The sequence below is a fragment of the Streptomyces noursei genome (assembly GCF_016917755.1).
In the GTDB taxonomy this organism is placed as follows: domain Bacteria; phylum Actinomycetota; class Actinomycetes; order Streptomycetales; family Streptomycetaceae; genus Streptomyces; species Streptomyces yunnanensis.
In genome coordinates this window covers 1171338-1193223 of sequence record NZ_CP070326.1, presented here as the reverse complement: position 1 = coordinate 1193223, position 21886 = coordinate 1171338, and the positions used below count along the sequence as shown (strand labels likewise).

The 21886-nt window shown below is 69.5% G+C and carries 18 protein-coding genes and 2 pseudogenes; 8 read left to right on the top strand and 12 right to left on the bottom strand.

Annotated elements, in window-relative coordinates:
- Window positions 1-13 precede the first annotated feature (13 nt).
- Both JNO44_RS05345 and JNO44_RS05340 read right to left on the bottom strand, forming a co-directional pair.
- Window positions 14-2359, bottom strand: a complete 2346-nt coding sequence (locus JNO44_RS05345) for a hypothetical protein (RefSeq protein WP_205361841.1) — start codon at window positions 2357-2359, stop codon at window positions 14-16.
- A complete protein-coding gene (locus JNO44_RS05340) occupies window positions 2356-7032 on the bottom strand; it encodes a DUF6603 domain-containing protein (RefSeq protein WP_205361840.1) in 4677 nt (1558 codons plus the stop codon). The genes JNO44_RS05345 and JNO44_RS05340 overlap by 4 nt, the downstream gene beginning before the upstream one ends.
- A gap of 220 nt (window positions 7033-7252) precedes the next feature.
- On the opposite strand from JNO44_RS05340, the gene JNO44_RS05335 reads away from it, so the two are divergent.
- Window positions 7253-8008, top strand: coding sequence for a hypothetical protein (locus JNO44_RS05335; protein ID WP_205361839.1), 756 nt, complete (start codon window positions 7253-7255; stop codon window positions 8006-8008).
- 375 nt (window positions 8009-8383) lie between these two features.
- Here the strand turns inward: JNO44_RS05335 and JNO44_RS05330 are convergent.
- Both JNO44_RS05330 and JNO44_RS05325 read right to left on the bottom strand, forming a co-directional pair.
- A pseudogene (locus tag JNO44_RS05330) lies at window positions 8384-8698 on the bottom strand (inositol monophosphatase family protein); the annotation flags it as partial.
- A gap of 330 nt (window positions 8699-9028) precedes the next feature.
- A complete protein-coding gene (locus JNO44_RS05325; RefSeq protein ID WP_205361837.1) occupies window positions 9029-9955 on the bottom strand; it encodes a hypothetical protein in 927 nt (308 codons plus the stop codon).
- Window positions 9956-10192: 237 nt separating this feature from the next.
- Here JNO44_RS05325 and JNO44_RS05320 point away from each other — a divergent pair, with 237 nt between their 5' ends.
- Together JNO44_RS05320 and JNO44_RS05315 are read left to right on the top strand one after the other, a co-directional pair.
- Window positions 10193-10426 (top strand): S1 domain-containing protein, encoded by a 234-nt coding sequence (locus tag JNO44_RS05320; RefSeq protein ID WP_205361835.1) that lies wholly within the window; start codon window positions 10193-10195, stop codon window positions 10424-10426.
- Window positions 10427-10749: 323 nt separating this feature from the next.
- Window positions 10750-11379, top strand: coding sequence for a lytic transglycosylase domain-containing protein (locus JNO44_RS05315; protein WP_240167431.1), 630 nt, complete (start codon window positions 10750-10752; stop codon window positions 11377-11379).
- Window positions 11380-11476: 97 nt separating this feature from the next.
- On the opposite strand, the gene JNO44_RS05310 is transcribed toward JNO44_RS05315, so the two are convergent.
- Window positions 11477-12223, bottom strand: coding sequence for a hypothetical protein (locus JNO44_RS05310; RefSeq protein WP_205361833.1), 747 nt, complete (start codon window positions 12221-12223; stop codon window positions 11477-11479).
- A 286-nt stretch (window positions 12224-12509) separates the two neighbouring features.
- On the opposite strand from JNO44_RS05310, the gene JNO44_RS05305 reads away from it, so the two are divergent.
- From JNO44_RS05305 to JNO44_RS05290, 4 genes are read left to right on the top strand one after another with little or no spacing between them, the layout of a single operon-like run.
- Window positions 12510-12839 carry a transporter suffix domain-containing protein gene (locus JNO44_RS05305; protein WP_205361832.1) on the top strand — a complete coding sequence of 110 codons (330 nt, stop codon included), beginning with the start codon at window positions 12510-12512 and terminating at the stop codon, window positions 12837-12839.
- Between the two features lie 9 nt (window positions 12840-12848).
- Window positions 12849-13631: a class I SAM-dependent methyltransferase gene (locus JNO44_RS05300; RefSeq protein ID WP_240167430.1), complete on the top strand. Its 783-nt coding sequence runs from the start codon at window positions 12849-12851 to the stop codon at window positions 13629-13631.
- 60 nt (window positions 13632-13691) lie between these two features.
- A complete protein-coding gene (locus JNO44_RS05295) occupies window positions 13692-14210 on the top strand; it encodes a helix-turn-helix domain-containing protein (RefSeq protein ID WP_205360206.1) in 519 nt (172 codons plus the stop codon).
- The gene (locus tag JNO44_RS05290; protein ID WP_205360203.1) at window positions 14174-14803 is read left to right on the top strand and encodes a transposase; all 630 of its coding nucleotides are present in this window, start codon (window positions 14174-14176) and stop codon (window positions 14801-14803) included. Before JNO44_RS05295 ends, JNO44_RS05290 begins: the two co-directional genes overlap by 37 nt.
- 82 nt (window positions 14804-14885) lie before the next feature.
- On the opposite strand, the pseudogene JNO44_RS45050 reads toward JNO44_RS05290, so the two are convergent.
- Window positions 14886-15072, bottom strand: a pseudogene (locus JNO44_RS45050) (hypothetical protein); the annotation flags it as partial.
- 187 nt (window positions 15073-15259) lie between these two features.
- Here JNO44_RS45050 and JNO44_RS05280 point away from each other — a divergent pair.
- Window positions 15260-16672, top strand: coding sequence for a DEAD/DEAH box helicase (locus JNO44_RS05280; RefSeq protein WP_205361831.1), 1413 nt, complete (start codon window positions 15260-15262; stop codon window positions 16670-16672).
- A 147-nt stretch (window positions 16673-16819) separates the two neighbouring features.
- On the opposite strand, the gene JNO44_RS05275 is transcribed toward JNO44_RS05280, so the two are convergent.
- The 6 genes from JNO44_RS05275 to JNO44_RS05250 form a co-directional block, all read right to left on the bottom strand.
- Complete coding sequence (locus JNO44_RS05275; RefSeq protein WP_205369398.1) at window positions 16820-17383, bottom strand: GNAT family N-acetyltransferase; 564 nt, start codon at window positions 17381-17383, stop codon at window positions 16820-16822.
- Window positions 17384-17850: 467 nt separating this feature from the next.
- Entirely contained in the window at window positions 17851-18213 is a 363-nt protein-coding gene (locus JNO44_RS05270) for a hypothetical protein (RefSeq protein ID WP_205361829.1), read from the bottom strand.
- Window positions 18214-18681: 468 nt separating this feature from the next.
- Window positions 18682-19644 (bottom strand): twin-arginine translocase subunit TatC, encoded by a 963-nt coding sequence (gene tatC / locus JNO44_RS05265; RefSeq protein WP_205361828.1) that lies wholly within the window; start codon window positions 19642-19644, stop codon window positions 18682-18684.
- Window positions 19645-19796: 152 nt separating this feature from the next.
- Entirely contained in the window at window positions 19797-20120 is a 324-nt protein-coding gene (gene tatA, locus JNO44_RS05260; protein WP_205361826.1) for a Sec-independent protein translocase subunit TatA, read from the bottom strand.
- Window positions 20121-20702: 582 nt separating this feature from the next.
- Window positions 20703-21119, bottom strand: a complete 417-nt coding sequence (locus JNO44_RS05255; protein ID WP_205369397.1) for a hypothetical protein — start codon at window positions 21117-21119, stop codon at window positions 20703-20705.
- A gap of 295 nt (window positions 21120-21414) precedes the next feature.
- Complete coding sequence (locus JNO44_RS05250) at window positions 21415-21837, bottom strand: ATP-binding protein (RefSeq protein ID WP_235092339.1); 423 nt, start codon at window positions 21835-21837, stop codon at window positions 21415-21417.
- Window positions 21838-21886 lie beyond the last annotated feature (49 nt).

The window sequence follows — 21886 nt, the reverse complement described above, 5'->3', positions numbered from 1 at the left end:
GGGGTGTTCGCGGTCATCGGGCCGAGCCGCGGGTGATGAGCTGACGGCGGGGCGCGTTGACGAGCTGCACGGCGAGCCCGGCGGGGCCGAAGTCGGCGGCGGCCTGCTGGCCGAGTTCGGTGAGCCGGTCGCCGAGTCTGCGCAGCAGCCCGTCCGCCGCGTCGGGGCGCAGATCGAGGACGGCGCGCCGTCCGGCGGGGTCAGGGCGCAAGTGGGCGTCGAGTCCGTCGGCGCCCACGGGGTTCGGGAAGGACTCGCCGTCGATCTGCCGGGCCACGTTCGGCGCGTCGACGTACCGCAGGTCGATCACCCGGCGTGCGTCCAGGCTGAGGTCGATGCCGAAGGAGAGCCCCTCGGGCGGCTCGGCCAGCTCGACCTCGTCGGGTACCTGCTCGAACAGGACGAGAAGGACGTCGGGCCCGAGGACGTCCTGCCGCAGTACGGCGATGGGCCGACGGCCGTCGCCACGGCCCCGGTACGGGCGGACGAGCAGCCCCGGGCACTCCTGCACCAGCGCGGACCGGATGACCACACCCGCGCGGGGAGTCGGCCCCTGGTCCTCGCCGCGTGCCCAGGGCGCGGCGATGCGGGCGAGGGCGGCGTCGGTCTCGCCGGTGATGGCGATGCCGGCGGCACCGGAGACGAGTGCGGTGAGCCAGCCCTGGTCCACGTAGAACACGCGCAACGATTCGCCGGGCAGCGCACGCTCGTCGGGGACGAGGCCGGCGAAGGGGACGTTGTGCAGCAGGCGCAGCCGATGCAGCCACTCGCTGATCGGGGCGGCGGAGTCGGCGAGTTGAGCGGTGAGGGCGGCGCGGAGCTGCGCCGGGGGATCGGCGAGCAGTTCGGCGGTGCGCGCGGCCCGCCCGGCCCCGCGCCGCCCGGCGGTGGGGGTGCGGTGGAAGGGCTCGGGCGGTGCCGCGCGCCGGTGCGTGGCGGGGTGGGTGCCCGCGCGCAGGAGACGGGCGGCGGTGCCGTTGGCGGCGAGCTCTTCGAGCAGGGCGCCGAAGGGGCGGGGGGTCAGGGCGCGGGCCGCCGCCTGGGCCGATCCCGCCGCGTCCGGTCCCACCGCGGCCGAACGCTGTGCCAGCACCGCGGCGCGGGCACGGGCTCTGGCGTGCCACGCGGTCAGCATCGCGGCGAAGTCGGCGTCCGCGAGGGCCAGCGCGCGCCCCAGGGTCCAGGCCGCGCCCCAGCCCGCGTCGAACAGGCCCCACGCCTTCTCGTACGCCATCAGCTGCGCGGCGCTCGTCCAGCCGGACGCGGGCGGGGCCGGCAACGGCTGCGCGGGCTCGGCCGTGAGCGGGCCCCGGTACCAGGCGTAGCTGCGCTCACCGGTCTCCAGGCCGTACGCCAGCGGCACCCGTCCCGAGACCAGCCGCGTGCGGGCCGCGGCGTACGCGGCAGGGTCGGCCCCGGCGGGCGGCTCGGCCGACGGCACGGGGACGCGCAACAGCAGGTCGCGTTCCTCGCCGCGCTCGTCGAAGAGGAAGTGTCGCACCCGGCCCGGGAACCCGCCGCCGGACGCCGGCCTGCTGGTGAAGGACCAACTGTGCAGCGCGGCGAGGCGGATGCGCACCTCGGCGTCCAGCCGCCCGGCGTCGGCGTCGGCGAGGATGGACCGGCAGCCCTCCAGAGCGACGAGGTGCGCGGCGTAGCGCACCTCGCGCTCGCGGTCGGGCAGCCGGTTGGCGAGTACGACCGCGTACGCGCCCTCGGCGAGCGGTTCTCCGCGCAGCCCGGTGTCCGTGCACACGTCACGGACGTGGATCAGGTGCCGCAGCTCCGCGGTGCGCGGCACGAGCGTGGTGAAGACGTCACCGGGGATCTCGACGGTGCGGCAGAGCGCGGTCGGGTCGCCCTCGATCTGCGAGGGCGCGATGCGCGGGTGGCGTACGCCGTCCGCGTCGGTGAGGAGTTCCTCCGCCGTCATGGGCCGGGTCAGGGCCATGGATTCGGGGTCGTCGGGCAGCTCGCCCTGCGCGAACAGCAGGAGGGCGAGCCAGGGTTCCTCGGGCGCTTCGGCGAGGGCGGCACCGGACTCGTCCAGGCGGCGCAGCCAGGGTAGGAGCGGGTCGGCGAAGGTGAGGTGCGCGAGGGTCGTGGAGTGGTCGGATCGGGCCTCGTGCGGCGGATTGACGGCATGCACGTGCTCGTCGGCGAGGGCGAACTGCGGGGCGCGGACCTCGAAGGTCTCCTCGACGGGCGTCAGGTAGTCACCGGTGTGCACACCGGGCAGGCTTTGGCTGGCCCGGAGCCGGTAGAGCCCGGCGTTGATCGCCGGTTCGCGGTTGTCCTGGAAGCGCAGGACGAATCCGGGGTCGGTGGTCGGCGAGAAGCCGCGGCGCTGGTCCGTCATCGGGCGTCCCCTTCCGAGGCGGAGGTGGCGAACACGGTGTAGAGGGCGGCGGAGGCGACGGTGCCGGGCGGCAGCTGCCAGTGCTCGGCCACGACCGGCGCGTTGTCGTGGATCTCGACGACGGTGACGGTCGCGTCGTCGCGCACGACGAACGCGCGGGCCGCGTCCGGAGCGAAAGTGATCGACAACGGGCCGGCGTCGAGCGGGAGTTCACCCAGGAGGGTGCCGCCGCTGACGACGGAGACGGCGGATGCGTGCAGGACCCAGGCACGGTCGGCGGGGTCGACGGAGAGGGCGCGGGGATCGGGGCCGACGGCGACATCGTGTTCGACAACCGTGACGGGCGGCGAGCCCCCGCGCTCGTAGAGCGTGACCACCTGTCCGGTGTCACCGGCCTGCCGCAGCACGACGGCACGCCGGGCCGAGTTGGTCAGCATGGCCAGGGCGGTGCCGCGCGCCGGGAAGTTGTGCGGCGTGTAGGAGGTTCCGGGGGCCGGCACCGGCATCACCTGCACCTGGCCGTTGCTGCCGGCCGCCGCGCCGTAGACGTACACCCGCCCCGGCTCCCCAGGAGTGACGAACGTGGGCGTCGCGGGCCCGAAGACCACGCCGAGTCTGTCGCCCGTCGAGGTGTCGTAGGTGACGGTCTTGCTGCCGTCGTTGGCGTTGACGTACAGGCGCCCCGCCTCGACGTCGATCGCGATGCCCCCGAACGCCTGGACATCCTGCTGAGCCACGTCCGTGCGCACGGGCTCGGCACCCCCGGCCAGCTCGACGGACGAGGCCGCGATACGGGCCGGACGGGCCATCACCGCCCGCGTGTCGTCCCGCTTGACCGCGAGCACCGTCGGCCTTCCGGTCAGCTCGATACCGGTGCGCGGCGCGCGTACCTGCTGGGTGACGAGGTCGATGACCGCGAGCTGCCGGGGATCGGATCCGGCCGCGTACAGCGTCGCTCCGGACGTCGAGGTCACGGCCAGGTACGGGCCCTGCTGCCGGACCGGCACCCGTCCTACGACGGTCGCTGTGTCCGGGTCGACGGACAGGACGGCCCCGGTGGTGTCGTCGAGGACGAGCACGACGCGGCCGGGAGCCGGCGGCACGGGATCATCCGTGAGCAGCAGCGGGTCCGCGTCGAGTCCGGCGGTACGGGCCTGCTCGGCGTAGTCGCCGACCGTGCCGTTGGGAAGCGGGGTGTCGGGGCGGAGCCCGTCGAGGACGCCGTGCATGCGGGTGCGGGCCGAGCCCGCCGCGAGGCCGGCGATCTGCCCGGCGAGTACGGTCACGCCCGCGCCGAGCGGTTCGGCGAGTTCGACGGGTGAGCCGGTGGGGTCGGCGTGCGGATCGAGTGGCAGCGCCGCGTCGCGGTGGAGTTTCTCCCAGGCCAGGTCGCGTTCGGCGATCGGGCCGAGATCCTGGCCGTTGACCCGGGGCGGGGGAACGGTGACGCGCAGCCCGGTGAGGTGGTCGAGCAACGGCTCCTGGTCCAGGACCTTGTGCTGGGGGACGTCGGGGTCACCCCACAGCGCGAACGGAACGTTCCCGTGCTCGGGCTCGATCCGCCACATGTCGTCGTTGGGCAGGGAGCGCCAGGAGGCGACCTGCCGGCGTCGGGTGTCGCTGTACTCGACGGTGACGTGGAGCAGTCCGTCGATGCCCTTCTCGTTGATGGGCCGGATGTCGACGGTGCGGTTGCCCGCCGGGTCCCGGTCGTTGAACCGGGTCCGGGACGTGGGCACGACGGACGAGACCGAGAAGGAGAAGCCCGCCGGGTCGGCCAGCCACGGCTCCTCACCTGCCTTGATCCGGGCGGCCCGGAGCGCGGGGTCGGCGTCGGGGTCGGTGAGCAGTCCGGTGAGCGGGTGCGCGGTGAGCGGGGCCTGCGGCGGAAGGAGTTGGGCACGGAACTCGTCCCAGGTGGGTGTGGCCGGACCGGACAGCCGGGCGCCGAACTTGACGGTGATCTTGATGAAGGCGAACTTCGCGGTGACCGTGCCGCCCGTCGGCGGCCCCCACAGGTCGAGGGAGGCGCCGATCTCGCCGCTGATGGTGAACAGCAGCTTGACGCGGGCGCCGACGCGGACGGAGATCCCGGCACGGAAGTGCAGGGGCGCCCACTGGATGAGCAGGTTGGCCTGCGCGGTCAGCCATGCCTCGACGTTGCCGGCCTTGAAACGCACGTCCAGCGAACCGCCGGCCATCACGGCGTTGGGGGTGAGCGCGAAGTAGGCGCCGCCGCTGACGGTGACGGCGGAGCCGACGGACCAGGTGAAGCCGAGGCGGGGAACGACCGGGAAGTAGTCGGGTCTGGTCCTGTCGTAGTCGGGGTGGTAGCCGCCGACGGTGAGGACGAAGTTCCCGGCGTGCGGGCTCTGCCCGAACCAGGAGTAGAAGGCGAAACCGCCGGTGAGCGCGCAGGACGGGTCGATGACGTAGGAGTCCACGAGCTGGGCGGTGGCCGCGAGTTCGCCGCGGGCGGACTGGTAGACGATCCGCAGGTCGACGCCGATCCGCGCGTACTTCTTCGCGCCCTTCTTCGGGAAGCTCGCGCTGGCTCGTCCGATCAGCGCGAGGGTGAGATCACGGCCGGCCTCCAGGAGCAGCAGGACGCGCGCCTGCACGAACTCGAAGGAGGTGAAGTCGATGCCGCCGGCCAGCCAGATCTGCCCTTCGGCGGGGCCGACCCAGGGGTTGGCTCCACCGGTGAGCAGGGGGAGCGTGGTGAGCGGGTCATCGGGGAGCCCGCCGTCCAGGCCGGACACCAGCGGGAACTGGGCGATCTCCGTCTGCTCCGGTACGCGGACGCTGCTGTGGTAGCCGAAGCCGAGGGCAAAGCCGGTCACGCGGAACGGCGGCGGCCCGCCGAACGTCCCGGAGAGCCTGCCGAAGGCGAAGAACGAGGTCATGCCGTCGCCGCGGCGCTGGTACGCGCCGAGCACGAGCGCTCCGAACCTGGGCATCTCGACGACGAGCAGGCCCTCGACCAGGATCGGGTAACCGTCGGGCGGGGGCTGGCGGTTGACGAGGGCACCGGCGATGTGCAGCGGGTTGCGGCGCAGGTCCACGGAGAGCCCCTGGAAGCGGGGTTCGGCGCTCATGGTGTCGAGATCGAGGGCGATGCCGAGACCGAGGACCCCCAGGGTGAACCCGGAGGCACCCATGCTCGCGTCGAACATCACCAGCACCTTGCCGGAGTCGAAACCGGCGCCGATGCGACGCAGGTGCAGGGGCCCGAAGGAGCGCCCGATGTCGACCCAGGCGGCGGACTCCGGGCCGCCGCTGCCGTCCCGCACGACGAGCTGCTGCTGCCCGCTTCCGCCGAAGGAGACCGCGAGGGGGTCCTGCGCCTCGCCCGCGATCTCGTACGGGAGGGTGAGCACCACACCTTTGGGCAGTCCGGCCCCGGAGTCGGGCAGCTTGCCGCCGGTCCAACCGGTGGCGTCGAGGTCGGTGTTGACCTGCTGGACCTGGGAGGTGGACAACGCGCCGCTGGTGGCCAGGAATTGGATGCCGGTGATGCCGACGTCCGCGCTCGGCGGGATCTGGTCGCCGACGAGCGGGAGTTGGGACAGCTTGGTGGGCTTGAGGCCGGAGATGTTCGCGGCGACGAGCAGCACGAGGGCACGCGGGATGCCGGGCACGGACGCGACGACGATGCCACCGCCGGCCTCGGTGGTGGCGGACAGCAGCAGCCGCCGGGCGGTGGTGTCGTAGCGCAGGCCGATGGAGGTGAGCGTGGGGAGCAGACCAGGGGGCACGCCGGGCGGGATCGACAACCCGACGGCTCCGGCGAGTTCGCGGGACGTGATGCCGGGGGCGCCGGTCCAGCGGGCGGTGAGGGTACGGCCGGTGGGATCGCTGTCGTAGTCGACGGTGAATTCCAGGACGCGCGGGTCGCCCTGTTGCCGGGGAATCTCCAGAAGCAGGGTAGCGCTGTAGGTCGCGTCGTAGCCGGAGCCGGAACTCTGCCGCAGATCAACCCGCACGGTGAGGTCGGCCGTGACATCCCCCAGCGGAAAGCGGACCTCGGCCGCCACCTCGAACTGCTGGTTGCGGATGTCGTAGCCCAGTGACAGCCGTTCGACGGCGACGTCCCTGAGAAGGGCCGGTGGATCGGCTCCGAAGAGCCGGAACAGGGCGCCGATGACCTGCCACTGGGTACCGTGCGCGGGCTCCACGGTGAACGCGTAACGGGAGCTCGTCGCGTCGAAGTCGAGTTCGCAGGTGATGAGGAGCTGCTGCCCGTCCGTGACATCGAGCCGGGCCTCGGCGACCAACGACCGTGCCGCTGCAGTGTCCAGGGAGCGGATCTCGTATGCCAGGCCGAGGTCCCTGAGCCCGAGGCCGCTCAAGAACCCCAGCACTGGGTGCCCGTTCAGGGACAGGCCGATGCGCACTCCGGCTATGGCGTCGGTGCCGTCCGCGGCGAAGAAGCGGAACACCGCGGTAGGGGAGTCCGGATCGACCGTCCCCCTCAGCGTCAGCTGATCCGGATCAGGATCGAGCTCGGTGAACTCCGATCCTACGGCGAACCAATCACTCAAGGCGTAATCGATGTTCACGGAATTCTTGAGGTTGCCCAGATCATCCGGGAGGCCGTCGGGAAGTTTCAGCTCCTGGTCAGGAGAAAGGCCGCTGAGCCAGGCTTTCATCTCTTCCACGGTCATCGCCATGGATACTCACCTTTCAGCCGCCGACCGAGCCAACGGGAGCAATTGCCGAGAGCAAAGGACATCGACCGGCCGGAAGCTACCCCCTTCGGAACTCGACCCGCCACCCTGGCCATGCATTTCCGGACATCGACTCAATGGAAAGACCCACTGGACCACCGAACCCATCGGTGCTAGTTTCGGCGCCCGTTCAGCATGTGCGCTATTCGGGGAGGGCGACCGCATGACGGCAACGGGGCTCCTTACGGCAGGGCAGGACGTCAACCTCTATCACGGTGGCAGGAGTTCGGACCGCTGCCCCCGATGCAGGCACGGCCGGAACACGAAAAGCGGCCCCTTCGTCCACGGCCTGAAGGAACTCACCGACAGCGAAAGACTCCGGCAGGTACTCGCGCAGGTGGCATACAACCTGCAACAGGACAAGGACCTGATCGAGAAGAACCCCGAACAAGCCTACTTCATGATGGGTGCGCTGGAGGCGCAGGTCGCGGGAGAGCAATACTTCCTCATCTCCTCCAGCGGGCGCCAGGGGCTCGTGCCGTGGATCGAAACAAAGCACCTGGACGGCATCCCGTACCACCCCGGAAAATGGGAGATCGTGAATTCCCAGGTGCCGGAGAGCCCCGACAGGGGTTGGACGACGCTCATGGGTGAAAAAGCAGACCTGACGCCCATCTGCGAGGCGCTCCGAGAAGGCCAGCAGTGCGACAAAGTCATCGGCCAGCCGTGCGCGGCCATCAAACTCCTGCGCACACTTGCCGACCGGAACAGGAAGGGAAAGCCGATCAACAGGCTGTACATGAGCGAGATGGTGTACGTGCACGGCACCGCAAAAGTCCCACAGAACCTCCGCGCCTACCACGGCAACGGCAACACCTGCTCATGGACGGCCCACTCCTGCGACAAGTGCGAGAAGCGGATCCCCTACCTCCTTTGCACGGTCCCACTCGACCACATCGAAGCCGAAGCCCCGCAGTAGGATCCAGGCCCCGCCACCGCTTCGGGACTGCTTTCGCCCCGGCACACGACGGCTGATCGTCAGGCCGGTTGCGCCCGACCGCCAGACAACTTCACGACCCGAACGGGCAGAAGCGGATGTACCAAGCTGCGCTGACGCGGTCAACGGCTGTCCTTCCGGCGGCGATTGCCACAGCGTGCCCCTGGTTCACTTGCCGGGCAAGTATGCCGACGGTCCAGGCGCTGTCTTCCGGACATCGGGCTCAGCACCATCTGCGGACCAACGACATCAGCAACTGGTGGGCCCCGGCGCCGGCGGCCACGACAAGTCCGCGGCCTGTCCGGCCGATCGGGCCGCCGTCGATCCCGGTGACCACGCAGCCGGCGGCCCGGCACACAGCGCCACCAGCATGTCGCCGACGGCGTAGTTCAGCGTGCCGCACAAGGGATCCACCAACCACTGGCGGGCAGCCGTAGCCGATCCCTGCTGCCCGCCCTCCTCGCCGAGCACCGCGTCCTCGGGCCGCGCAGCACGGAAGACTCCGAGGATCGCCGCCTCGGCCGCCACATCGGCGTCGGTGGCGAAATCCCCGGCACCCTTGTCGATGCGGGAGAGCCGCTGGCCGTACATGTTGCGGACCACGTCCGCGCCGGCACATGCTGCGGCTATCGCAACCCTGGCATCGTCGGAACTCTCGTACGAAGTGGTCACGCCCGGCAGGGTATCGGGCCGCTCCGCCGTACCTGCGCCGTCACAGCACCCATGTGGTGTCTGGCGGGTGGCGGGGAGCTTCGAGGGGTGCCTCGGGGACTGATCAGGACTGCCACCTGACGGCAACTGGCCGGAAAGCAGCCGGAGTTGTCGGAGTGATCGGAGCTATCGGAGGAGCACCGCTGCCGCCCGGCTCTGTGGCACCGGTGTTGGGAGCCGACCCGAGGTGGAGACGGGTGCGTGCGGCCGAAGGTGTCGTCAGCGTCAGACGCTTCCCACCGATGGTCGAGCGCGCAGTATCCGGTGCCACAGGCCCCGGGCGAACACGGCTCAGATCCTGCGATCGATCTTCTTTTCCCGCATCAACGCCTCCAGCTCCGTGTCCGACAGGGGATGCAGCGTGTTCAGGACGCGGCGCAGCCCGGCTTCGTCGAGGGTCTGGCTGCTGACCTCGGCCTCCGTGCTCCCGTGGCGGCGGATGAGGGTGACGGCGCGGGTGCCGCCGGGGAACTCGCGGACCGTGAGCATCTCGCCGTGCGTGTCTACGGTGCAGGTCTCACCCTTCTCCGCGGGCTCGGGGCATCGGGGTGGCGGCGTGAGCGCCGAGCGCACCGTGAGTCCCACGTACCCGGACTCGTATCCCTCCCGGACGGGGCGGTAGTCGACGCTGAAGGAGGCGGGTCCGGCCTCGGCACGGGACACCTGCATGCCCGGCGGCGCAGCGCCCAGGTACAGCAGCTCAGGATGCTCCCGGTACCGCGCGACCTCCGCCTCGTGCTGGCGCTGTCGTGCCTGTGCCGGGCCGACGAAGCCTCCGTAGGCCACTGCGGCCGCCAGCACGGCCAGTGCCGCCAGCCGCACCCACCGGCCGGGCACGAAGAACGCGGCGGCCACGGCGTACGGCACCCCGGTCAGCGCGATCCGGGTGGGGGCGCTCCCCAGGTCAACGCCCCCGTCGTAGGCGGCCAGACCCGCCAGGACGCCGAGCGTACCGAGGACGAAGACCAGCGTCGCCCAGCCCAGCCGCCGCGGCACGGAGCTGCACAGCGGCACCACGGTCCTCATCGGTATGCCCGCCGTGGCCAACAGGCCCACCACCAGCGGCACACCCAACACGAAGAGCGGCACCGTCGCAGCGGTCCCACCACCCCAGGCCCTGAGCACCAGCCCGAAGCCGAGCGCCGGCAACACGGCCGCCATCGCCGCCCAGACCAGTAAGAGATGCAGGGCGGTCAGCGCCCCTCTACCACTCTTCATATGCGGAGCCTGGCAGCTGCCGTACCGACGTACATGAGTACGCGTACTCAGCACAGCACCCCGCTGCCTGGGGTGCTCCTGGACGTCATCGGGGCGGTTGAGGCCGAGCTGCCGGGCAACGGCGGGCAGATGTAGCGAACTTGATACGCCGGACCAGGATCCGCACGGAGTCAGGCGGGGAAGGAACCCCAGCAACAGTCAATTACTTGCGCAATTGGGAAAGTGGGAGGTGGGCTGATGGCCGACAGGGTCAGCGGTGTCGTCCGGTGGTACAACCAGGTACGGGGGGTGGGGTACATCGACGGGGACGACGGCCGCGAGATCAGGGTGGACGGTCGCGCCATCGAGGACGGAACCTTCGTCGTCGAAGGGCTGCGTGTGACCTACGTCCCCACGGAGGACGAGAACGGCTGGCACGCGAAACACCTGAACATCGCCAAACATCCTCAGGGAGCCGCCGGCCACGAGTGACCCGGACGAACTGCCGTCTCGGGGGCAACGGACGAGCCCGCTGCCCCCGAGGCGGCGACGGGTCGGCCCGAGCCCGCGTCGGGGGCAACGGCCACGTCGTGCGCTGCGGTCGGTTCCCTCGTGTGGCAATCCCCACAGGCGGTCGCTCGATTGCGTGATCATGCAACTATTGTGGAGTCCACAGCGTCCCACCCGTCATCGACACATCAATTCCGGATGAACCGACCGGACGGACTGGGCACATGCAAGAACAGCAAGCCGGAGCGACGGACAGCGGCCGGGCATGGAGACAAGATCAGCAGCCCGCGCATCCCTCTTGGGAAGTGCCGTCGCCCGCCACGGTGTACCGCGCCGCTCCGGCGGGGAGGGGGGCCGGGCGCCCCGGTCGCCGAAGGGGGCGGGCGGCGCTGGCCCTCGGAGCCGTACTCATACTCGTCGCCCTCGGGGTCGTCTGGTGGCTGACCCGGCCGCCCACACTGCCCAGCATTCCCCCTCAGTACCTGGCGACCGTTCAGTCCGCCACCAAGACCTGCCCGGAACTGAGCGTTCCGATGCTCGCCGCGCAACTCGACGCGGAGAGCCACTGGGATCCGCGGGCGGATTCCGGCCAGGCTCAGGGCATCGCGCAGTTCCATCCGTCGACCTGGGCCGAGTGGGGCAGGGACTACACCGGCGACGGCAAGGCCGACGTGTGGAACCCGGCCGACGCCATCCCGGCCCAGGGTGCCTACATGTGCCACCTGTTCAAGCAGATCAAGGGCATCCCCGGAGACCCCACCCAGCTCGCTCTCGCCGCGTACAACGCGGGCCCCGGCGCGGTGCGCAAGGCCCAGGGCATCCCGCACATCCCCGAGACGCAGAACTACGTCAAAAGGATCGAGGCGCTGATCCCGAAGTACACCCAGACCTACGCCAGGCAGATCAGCGCGTCGCCCAGCCCGCCGGGCAACTGACGACCACACGGTGCCGAGCGCCTTCCGGCCCCCTCCGGGGCGGCGGCCTCCAGTCGAGGCATGCCGGGATGCTCCTGGCCAGCCGGTACGGGGCGGATCAGGTGAGGCGGCGGCACAGCAGGGCGTCGGGTCGGCCGAGCTGCAGCGACTTCCAGGTCATGGCGACGCCGGCGACGTACTCGTTGTCGGCGCACTGACCCTTGTAGTCGTTCTCGGCCCAGTCACTGCCCTTGGCGCCGCCGGTGGCGGGACGGTTGTCGCCCTTGTCGAACCACACACTGCGGCCCGTGGTGGGCAGCGGGGTGGCGGAGAGTGCGCAGAGCAGGGAGACCATGGCGGGGCCGTTCATGCTGTAACCGACCGCGAAGCTGTTGACCGGGCACTGGAGCTTGTTGTAACCGCTGGCCCAGTCGCCCTGCTTGACGTAGCGCTCGTCGTTGACCATCTCCCACGCGCCCGCTGCCTTGAGCGGCTCGGCCACGTCGGTGCACAGGCCGCGGCCGTAGCTGCGGCTGAGCCCGATCAGACGCTCGGTGTCAGGGCAGTTGCCCTTGGAGTTGCCCGGGCTCCAGTCCGCCTTGGCGAGCATGGTGCGGGAGAGATTCCAGTCTCCGTGGTCGATGTCGACGATGTTCCAGTGGGTGACCGGGGCGATGCGGCCGCTCTTGGCTGGGGCGTTGACCAGCTTGTTCCAGTCGGCGGCCCGCCAGTCGCCGTCGTCCTGGACGCCGAGCTTCTTCCCGGACGCGTCGTAGGAGATCAACGCCCAGTTGTCGTTCGGTGTGCCCTTGTCGTCGCTCCAGCCCACCAGCGGCCACTGGGCGAAGTCGGTGTCGTTCTTCACCAGGATGTCGGTCAGGTGTCGCGGCGGACCTCGTTGCGCAGGTCGGCACCGACCACGCGCTTGTTGTTCCGGTAGCGCTTGGCCATGAACACCCTGGCCGCCGCTGTCAATGCAGATGCGGCCACCACCGGTGAGGCGGGGATGCCGCCCGATGGCGTACGGGGCGTCGACGCAACGTCGACACCCTGGCCCCGAACGGGCACCTTCGCCTTTGCCGTCGGGCCCGAGCCCATGCCGGGAGCTGCCTCGACCTTGGCCGCATGGTTTAGATGTCTAAACCATTTCTGTGGCGCCGAACACCACTCCCCGCAAGAGGCCGCTCAGGTTCAAGATCGGCGTCGCCCTCCTCGTCGTCTGTGGCCTGATCTACCTGGGCGTCCTCATCGTCCTCTTCCTGCCCATGGCCGCCGCTGGCAAGGCCGCCGTCATCGGCGGAACGGTCGTGGCCGCCGAGACGTGCACCGTTCGCGGCGTTGCGGGCGTTGGGAAGGAGGTCGTCCAGGCGGTCAAGGCCCGCATGGGACTCAACAAGCGCAAGCGCGATCATGTCGGCACTCGAAAAGCTGAAGCGGGTCTTCGAGGACTGAGCCTGTCCGGCGGATCGTGTCACTACTAGGCTGCGACGATGGAACACGTAGCGGACGTAACCGATGTGACCGCCGGCTCCGCCCAGTCCGCAGGTCGGGACCGGGTGAACGACTACGACAGCTTCGCCGAGGCGTACTCGGCGGAGAACGAGAACAGCCTGGTGAACGCGTACTACGAGCGGCCCGCGATGTTAGCCCTCGCCGGAGACGTTGCCGGTCGTCGGATCCTGGACGCCGGTTGCGGCTCCGGCCCCCTGACCGCTGCACTGCGCGACCGCGGTGCGGTCGTCACCGGCATCGATGCCAGCGCCAGGATGCTGGCGCTGGCGAGGCGGCGACTGGGTGACGACGTGGCCCTGCACCTGGCCGACCTGAGTGACCCTCTGCCGTTCGGCGACGGTACGTTCGACGACGTGGTCGCCTCGCTGGTGCTGCACTACCTGGAGGACTGGGGACCGACGCTGACCGAGTTGCGGCGGGTGCTCAGGCCCGGCGGCCGGTTGATCGCTTCGGTGGACCACCCTTTCGTGGCCTACACGATCCAGGATCCTCGGCCCGACTACTTCGCGACCACCAGCTATACCTTCGACTGGATGTTCAACGGGCAGACCGTCCCGATGAAGTTCTGGCGCAAGTCACTGCACGCGATGACCGAAGCCTTCACCGCCGCCGGCTTCCGCCTTTCCACCATCAGCGAGCCCCAGCCCGACCCTGGCGCCCGTGAACTGTTTCCCGACGGCTTCCAGGATCTTTCGACCAAGACCTGCTTCCTGTTCTTCGTCGTCGAGGTACCGCCGTCGGCTACCGGCTCGGACGACTAAGCGGTCTTGGTGAAGTGTGGTGCTGTTTGGGTATGTGCCATACCAGGAGGGGGGTTTGGAATGGCAGGACCGTTGTGGGTGGAGCTCTCGTCGGAGGATGAGGCGGAGTTGGGGCGGCGGTTGAGGGCTCGGGACTTGCCGGTGAATGAGCGGGTGCGGTTGGAATGCGTGCGGCTGTCGGCCCAGGGCCGCAACGCTCCCGAGATCGCGTCCATTGTCGACCGGCATGTGGTCACCGTGCGCAAAGCTCTGCGCCGGTTCCTTGACGGAAGTTTCGAGGCCCTGGCCGACGCGCCCCGGTCGGGTCGGCCGCCACGGTGGACGCGCGAGGACCTGGACGCGCTGGAGGCGATGCTGGATACCGCGGCGGCTGAGGGGACCACGTGGACGCTGCCCGCTTTGGCGGAGTGGCTGCGCCGAGAGCGTGGGGTAAATGTCGATTCTTCCTGGCTGTCGGTGCTGCTGCACCGGGACGGTTTCCGCTGGAAACGTACCCGCGACAGTCTGCGGCACAAGGCCGGCCCGGCCCTCCAGGCCGCCGCGTGGGAGCGGCTGGAGGGCCTACGGCTGTACGGCTGAGGGCCGAAGCCGGTACCGAGGATCTGTACTACCTGGACGAGTCCGGGTTCTCTCCGACCCTGCCCACCGGTTTCACCTGGGCCCGCACCGGTGTCCGCGCTGTCGTCAAGCGGGAGGACACCAAGAACCGGCGGGTCAACGTCCTGGGAGCACTGAGCGAGAGCGGGCCAGGCCCCGAACTGGTGTGGAGGGCCGTCGACCACAAAATTGACGCTTCGATGGTTCTCGACTTCGTCTGCACGCACATCGCACGCCTGCCCAAAGGAACGGACAGTCTCACTGACCCGCCGCCTGGTTGGCGGCGGGTCAGACCGTGCACGATCGTCATGGACAACGCCCAGATCCACCACGCCAGACTCTTCAAGGGACGGCGTGAAGAACTGGAGGCCATCGGCGTCCACCTGTTCTACCTCCCACCGCGATCGCCGGAGCTGAACCTCATCGAGCGCATATGGCGCTCAGTGAAGTACCAGGACATGCCCGTCCGTGCCTACACCAGCACCACCGCACTACACACCGCCGTCGACCAGGCAATGACCCGACGGGCAACAGCACTGACACCAACCACAGAAGACTTGCTCAAGACCGCTTAGCCAGTCGCGGACCACGAGCGGAGCCCGCTCCGCTCCGCCTCGGCCCTGAGTTCTTGAGTTTGTAGATCCTCTTGTCGAAGCCGACGGGGCGGCCACCCTCACCGATGAGATGGATCTTGCAAGTCAAGCCGCCCCGAGAGCGTCCGAGTCCCTCGTCGGGTCGGTGCTGCCGGGGGGCTTGTCCCGCGTGCCGCCCGCTGACCAGCGTCTTGTCGCCCGTAAACGATCTCCCACGAACCGAAACCCGCACGCAGATCCCGCCATGGCAGCCTGCCTGGTGCGCAGCCAATACCAGATCCCGTTGAAATGTCACTTTGTGTTAGCCTCAAACGTTCGGATGGCCGTGACGGCTGGCGACTCCGTCCGTGCGATTCCCCTTGTTCGTCCTGTTCGTCGCTGCTCATTCCTGTTCCTGCCGGGCCTTCCTCGGTACGTTCCCCATGCGGAAGGCTCTTCATGAACCACCCGGACCGCCTCGGCACCTCGCACGGTGACCTCGCCCGGCCAGTGCCCCTCGCCTCGACGGTGTCCCCGGTCGCCTTCGCCGACATGGAACTTCCGGCCGAGGTACTGCGAACCCTCACCGAGCGCGGCGTGCGCGAGCCCTTCCCGATCCAGGCAGCCACGCTGCCCAACGCCCTCGCGGGACGCGACGTCCTGGGGCGCGGGCGCACGGGATCGGGCAAGACGCTCGCCTTCGGCCTGCCGCTGCTCGCGCGGACGGCCGGACGGCGCGCGGAGCCGAAGCAGCCCCTCGCCCTGATCCTGGTGCCCACCCGGGAGCTGGCCCAACAAGTAACCGATGCGCTCGCGCCGTATGCCGACGCGCTCCGGCTGAGGATGGCCACGGTCGTCGGCGGCATGTCGATCGGCCGGCAGGTCGCTGCGCTGCGCGACGGGGCCGAAGTCGTTGTCGCCACGCCTGGCCGTCTGCACGACCTCATCGAGCGCAGGGCCTGCCGCCTGGGACGGGTACGGATCACCGTCCTCGACGAGGCCGACCAGATGTGTGACATGGGCTTCCTGCCGCAAGTCACCGAGGTGCTCGACCAGGTGCACCATGACGGCCAGCGGATGCTGTTCTCGGCCACCCTGGACCGCGACGTCGACCAGTTGGTTCGCCGCTACCTCCACGACCCGGTCGTCCACTCGGTCGACCCGTCCGCGGGCGCGGTCACGACGATGGACCACCATGTGCTGGTCGTCCACGGCCCCGACCGGTACGCCGTCACCACGGAGATCGCCGCCCGCGACGGCCGCGTACTGCTGTTCCTGGACACCAAGCACGCCGTCGACCAGCTCACCCGGCATCTACGGGCCAGTGGGGTGCACGCCGCGGCCCTGCACAGCGGCAAGTCCCAGCCGCAACGCACACGGACCCTTGCACAGTTCAAGAACGGCCAGGTCACCGTCCTGGTGGCGACCAATGTCGCGGCCCGTGGTCTGCACGTCGACGACCTCGATCTCGTGGTGAACGTCGACCCGCCCACCGACCCCAAGGACTATGTGCACCGTGCGGGCCGCACTGCCCGGGCGGGAGAGTCCGGCAGTGTCGTCACGCTGGTGCTCTCGGGCCAGCGCCGGGAGATGAGCCGGTTGATGGCCGAGGCCGGCATCGAGCCGACGATCACCAAGGTGCGCTCGGGCGAGGCGGAGCTGAGCCGGATCACCGGGGCCAAGGCTCCCTCCGGCACCCCGCTCGACGGCGGGTCCGTCGCACCCCGACCCAAGAACACCAACACCCCCTTCCGCGGCCTGGGCAGCAGCAAGGACGCTTCCCGTGGCACCGGCGGCAAGTCCCGTAAGGCAAGCGAGGCCCGCAAACTCGCCGAGGCCCGCAAGGCGGCCCGGGTGCGGCGGGGCAACTGAGTGCGCGGACACGCACCAACTCATAACGGGCGTCGTTGACGGTAGCCAACAGTCCGTGGCGGGCCTCGGGTTCAACCGGGTACGGCTTCTGCTGTCCACCTACCGGTTCCTGTGAGCGTGGATGCGGAACGGCCGCCCGCATCGTGGCTACTGCTGCTCCCACTGCTCCTTGGTGATCTCGTACCGTACGCCGCCGTGCTCGGAGCCCTCGACCATCTCCATGTCGGAGGGAACAGGGATGGTCTCCGCGAGCGTCATGTCGAGCTTCTCCATGATGTTGCGCGAACCGTGGTTCACGGACATCGTCTCGGCCCAGACCATGCGCACACCGAGCTCCGTGAACGCCTTGCCCAGCAAGGCCCGCGAGCCCTCGGTGGCGTACCCCCTGCCCCAAGCCGCCTGCCGCAGCCGGTAGCCGAGTTCGACCTCGTCCAGCGGGCCTTCCGGCTCGGGACGCAGGATGAACCAGCCGATGAACGCGCCGCCGTCCTTCTCGTGCGCGGCGAACAGTCCGAGGTCGCCACCCCACGTCTCGTAGCCGGCGAGGATCTTCGGCAGGACGCGCTCGCGGACGAACTCCGGGGCGGTCGGAGTGCCGCCGGTGAGGTAGCGCATCACCGCCGGGTCGCTGTCCAACTCGATCAGCAGGTCCGCGTCATCGGCAGTGAAGCGGCGCAGGGCCAGGCGCTCGGTCTCCAGATAGGTGTCCACGAGTCGATCATGCATGAAGCAAATCGGGCAGCCCAACGGTTTTCCTCGGCAGCCCGGGGCTTTGCCATGACACCGCAGGTTCCTCCCCTGCCCCTCGTCGACGCCGGCCTGCAAGTCACCTCGACCATGGGCGCCAGTGAGGCGGCGAGGGCCGTTGCCCTACCTGCCGACGAGCACCTCATGGGCTCCGGCCCGCTCAACGTAGACGCCCGGGAATTGGGGCGGAAAACGAAAGGTTCAACGACGTCGATAGCGAGCTGCGGTCCACACGCCCGCCGCGACGGCGGGAACAACGAGAAGCCACCCGGTGTCATCGCTCGTCGTCGCGTGTTTCGAACCAGTGGCAGCCGAGACAATCGCGGACAGCGCGATGAAGACGGCAACGGTCACACCACCGCCGATTGCGATCTCCGTCCACCAGTTCCGCCGGCTACGGCTCATACCCGTGCTCATCTCTCATCCGATTGCTATTTGGTGATGTAGTGGCACTGAACGGCCTTGCGCTGCCCGTTGACCCACAGCTGGGCGCAGGTCTTGCCCGCCTTGACCGTTTTGGCTCCCTTGCTCAGCATGGGCACGGTACCGGTTGTGCATGAACCGTTGAGCGGGCCCTTGTCGACGCGGTAGGTCTTGTTGTTCGTGTCCGCGTAGTGGAACTCGATGCGGGTGTTGCAGAACTTGGCGGCAAGAGCCATCGGGCCCGCGCAGTCGACGCCGGCCCGCTGGGAGTTGATCTTCAGTCCCTTGCCGCTGACGGCATGAGTGAGGAAGCAGCCCGCGGGGTCCTTGATCGTCAGTCCGCCGGCGCTGTACGTGAAGGAGCCGATCACGGTCGAACCGGCCGCCGAGCGCGGTATCGGCGGATTCTCGTCGGTCTCCGTGGCCGGTTGGTCCGCGTCAACAACGGCTGCCGGGGCTACGGGCGCCGGATCCGCCGGGTGCCCGTGACACCCGCTACGAGAAGACCGCGACCACCTGTCTCGCCGCACTGCACATCGCCGGCATCTTCCTCTGGTCCGCCCCGTGATCCAGAGGAATGCCCCTTTGTGGACATGGTCGCTGGCATCGCTGGCACGTTCATCGGTATGGCCTCGGCGGCGCGCTCGTGGAGTGGAACTGCCGCTCCATCTACTCGTGTCCGCCTGTCCGGGAGTGTGCACAGGGTGGCAGCGCATGCCGGCCGGTGGACGATGTCGGTAAAGCCGTGGGCGCGAGAAGCGGATGTTGTCGGGCGGGGGTTGGAAACGGAGCCCTCAGGCCACCGCGCCGGTTCCCGAACCTGCTGACGCCCCCTCAGGTCACGTCGTCTCGGCGTCGGCGTGGTCGGCGTCGGCGTGGTCGTCGTCGGCGTCTGGCTGCGCGGGCGGGGCCTGGCCGGCGGACACCGGTTCCACTTCGCCGATGTGCTGCGGCGTGAGGTCGAGGTCGCAGATCTCGTCGTCGCCCGGTCCCGCTGCCTCTCTTCGGGCCTTGCGCCGGTCATTGAGAAGTGAAAAGACAACGGCGGCGAAATAGAGCACCCAGATCGGCGCGGCCAGCGCCAGCATGGTCAGCGGGTCCGTGCTCGGCGTCGTCACAGCCGAGAAGGCGGTGATCCCCATGATCATGCCGCGCCACCAGCCGAGCATCCGCCGGCCGGACAGCACTCCGGTGAGGTTCAGCATCACCAGCAGCAGCGGCATCTCGAAGGAGAGCCCGAAGACGACCACCATGCGGGTGACGAGGTCGAGCAGTTCGTCCAGCGGCAGCAGGTTGTCCACCCCGTGCGGCGTGAAGTCGATCAACACCCTTGCGGTCGTGGGCAGCACTTTGTAGGCGAAGAAGGCGCCGCCGAAGAACAGGGGGACGCCCGCGCCGACGAACGCGTAGGCGTACTTCCGCTCGTGCTTGTGCAGGCCAGGGGCAACGAACGCCCACAGCTGGAACAGCCATACCGGCGAGGCCAGTACGACGCCAGCCATCAGGGACACCTTCAGTGTCAGGGTGAAGGGCGCGAGCAGACCGTTGATCGTGATCCGCGCGCAGGCGGTGTCCGTGGTCTGCTTGGCCAGATCGGCGAAGGACGTCGGGCAGCCGACCGAGTCCAGCACCGGCCTGGTGAAGAAGTTCACGATGCCCTTGTAGGAGAAGGCCGCGGCGATGGTGACGACCAGGATGGCAAGGACGGCCTTGGCGAGCCGGTTGCGGAGCTCACGGAGGTGCTCCGCGAGCGGCATCCGCCCCTCGGGATTCTGCTGCTTGTTGCGGGCCGACTGGGACACGCCAGTCCTCATCTCTCGCGGCAGACCGGAAACTACCGGTCCTGCGTCGTTACTTGACCGTCTCCGTCAGCCGGTGGGGTGCGAGCTGGCCACGGCGCTGGTTGCGGCTGGTAGCGCGTTCAGGGGCCAGTTGGTTCAGGTCGGCACCACACTCAGTCCCAGTGGCCGGTCGTGCCTTCCGTGGGCTGGGTGGGGGCGGTGGGCTGGGTGGGCTCGGCGGGGGTGTCTCCGGGAGTGCCCGGGATCGTCCGCGGTCCCGATCCCGGTCCTGGTCCCGGTCCCTGTGCGGGCCCGGGCTCAGGGCGTGGTTCGTTCGAGGCGCCGTCGTCCTTCATGGCCTTGGTCTCGCTCTTGAGGATCCGCATGGACTTGCCCAACGCCCGTGCGGTCTCGGGGAGTTTCTTCGAGCCGAAGATCAAAACCACCACCGCGACCAGGATCAGCAGGTGCCAGGGCTCCAGCGCATTGTGGAACATCGTCACACCGCCCCTTCGAACGCGTCGGCCTTCATGTCTGCTTCGGTGATCCGTGCCGCTTGTTTCTGCGCGGCAGAGGTGGGAGGGGGAGCGGCTGCGGCACAACGTGCCCTGCCGCCCCATGGCCGCCCCCATGGCTCTCCGGGCGGGCGCGTCCAGTGTGGTTGCCTGTCCGCCGGTACGGCGAAGAGTTCCCCCTCCGCGCCCTGGCCGCACTCGGCCGGCAACGGGCCTACGGGGAGCGCCAGTTCGATGCCTGTGACCTGTATGGCCACCTGCGCCGACTGCCCGGCCCGCGGAGTGTGCGGGGCCGTTGGGGTCCGGCGGAGGCCCAGCCGCTGCCTCTGGGGGCAACCATGTCCAGGCACCTGGAGCAGCTGATGGGTTTTCGCGTTCGGCCACGGTGCGTCCGTCGGCTTGCCCTGGTGTGACCGTTCCTGTCGCCGACTGGTGGGATGTTCACGTGTGGCTGTCGGATGTGGAAGGCGAGGCGAGTGGAGTCGGCCGGCTGCTGCGGGGGCGTGCCGGGTGTCGATGTCGTTGCGGGACATGTCTCCTTCTTCCTGTCGGGTCGGGGTCGATTCAGTTCCCGGGGCGCCCTGCGGCCGTCCAGGCGGCGTACTCCTGGCGGACGTAGAGGCGGCGACTGGGGGCGAGCGTGATGGCTTCGGGGTGGTGCGGGCCGGCCACCAGGTCGGGATGGCTGCGGTCGTGCAGGACGAGTTGTTCGGCGGTTTCTGCGGCGGCCGCGACCGGCCCGGGGCGGGGGTCGTCCAGAGCCATCCGGTCCATGAGGGCGGCCTGGCGCAGCCGCCAGGCGCGTTCGGCGGCTGCCGCATCGACCGGAGGGCCGTTGACTGGCCTGGCTTGGCGGCCGTCGCGTTCGGCCCCGAGAGCGAGCACCTGGCGCATCTCGCGGCGCAGGTTCGGCGCATTCGCGTACGCCTCGTGCGGGGGCGGGGCGCCGATGGCCTCGCCGCTGTTCGGGATGGCGTTCACGCTCGCACCTCCGCCGGTACGTAGGGGATGGCGCCGCAGCGTTGGCGCGGCACCGTGCCGTGGTGGTGGTTGTGGTCGGGTTCGCCTTGACCAAGGGCCGATGGGTGTGTCGTGCAGTGCGTGGGCGCCTGGGCCGGGCTCGGGCGGCCGTCGATGGGGCACGGCTTGTGGGTCGCGAAGGCCCACCCGGCGGGTCGTCGGGTGATCCGGGACCGGATCCGCCCCCGGTGGCCCGTCGCTGTGCGGCAGTGCAGGCCCCGGCAGGGGGGCGCAGCTCGTGCGACGTCCGGCCCGGTCATGGCGAGCACCTCAGGCAGGCGCGGACTTCGCGGCCGCTGCGTGTCTGGTGGACCTCGGTCGACTGGGCGAGGTACTGGACGATGCCGGTGCCGCGGCCGTGTTCGTCGGGGGCGATGACGGGGCGCTGGTGTTCCACGGTCGACCCGGAGTCAGTGACGACGATGTGCAGAGTGCCGTGGTCGAGGACGAGCAGCAGGGTCATGTGTTCGCGGCCGTACTGCGCGGCGTTGGCGGCGAGTTCGTCGACGATGAGAACGGCGGAGTCCCGCTCGCTTACGGGCACGCTCCAGGTCTCCAGCAGGTCGGCCGTGAAGTGACGAGCGGCGGAGACGTGCGCCTCCTGCGCAGGCAGGGTGAGCAGCGCCTGGTGGCGGCAGGGCCGGCCGAGCAGCGAACTCGGGCTGGGGGAATCGGTCACAAACATGGTCTTCTGGCTCTTCTGTGGATGTGCGGAGGCCGGAACGGGG

Excerpts from the sequence above, each read along its gene's own strand:
- JNO44_RS05340 (WP_205361840.1), bottom strand. The coding sequence starts at position 7,032 with ATGGCGATGACCGTGGAAGAGATGAAAGCCTGGCTCAGCGGCCTTTCT.
- JNO44_RS05280 (WP_205361831.1), top strand. The coding sequence starts at position 15,260 with ATGAACCACCCGGACCGCCTCGGCACCTCGCACGGTGACCTCGCCCGG.
- tatA (WP_205361826.1), bottom strand. The coding sequence starts at position 20,120 with ATGTTCCACAATGCGCTGGAGCCCTGGCACCTGCTGATCCTGGTCGCG.
- JNO44_RS05345 (WP_205361841.1), bottom strand. The coding sequence starts at position 2,359 with ATGACGGACCAGCGCCGCGGCTTCTCGCCGACCACCGACCCCGGATTC.
- JNO44_RS05325 (WP_205361837.1), bottom strand. The coding sequence starts at position 9,955 with ATGAAGAGTGGTAGAGGGGCGCTGACCGCCCTGCATCTCTTACTGGTC.
- JNO44_RS05320 (WP_205361835.1), top strand. The coding sequence starts at position 10,193 with ATGGCCGACAGGGTCAGCGGTGTCGTCCGGTGGTACAACCAGGTACGG.
- JNO44_RS05335 (WP_205361839.1), top strand. The coding sequence starts at position 7,253 with ATGACGGCAACGGGGCTCCTTACGGCAGGGCAGGACGTCAACCTCTAT.
- JNO44_RS05300 (WP_240167430.1), top strand. The coding sequence starts at position 12,849 with ATGGAACACGTAGCGGACGTAACCGATGTGACCGCCGGCTCCGCCCAG.
- JNO44_RS05295 (WP_205360206.1), top strand. The coding sequence starts at position 13,692 with ATGGCAGGACCGTTGTGGGTGGAGCTCTCGTCGGAGGATGAGGCGGAG.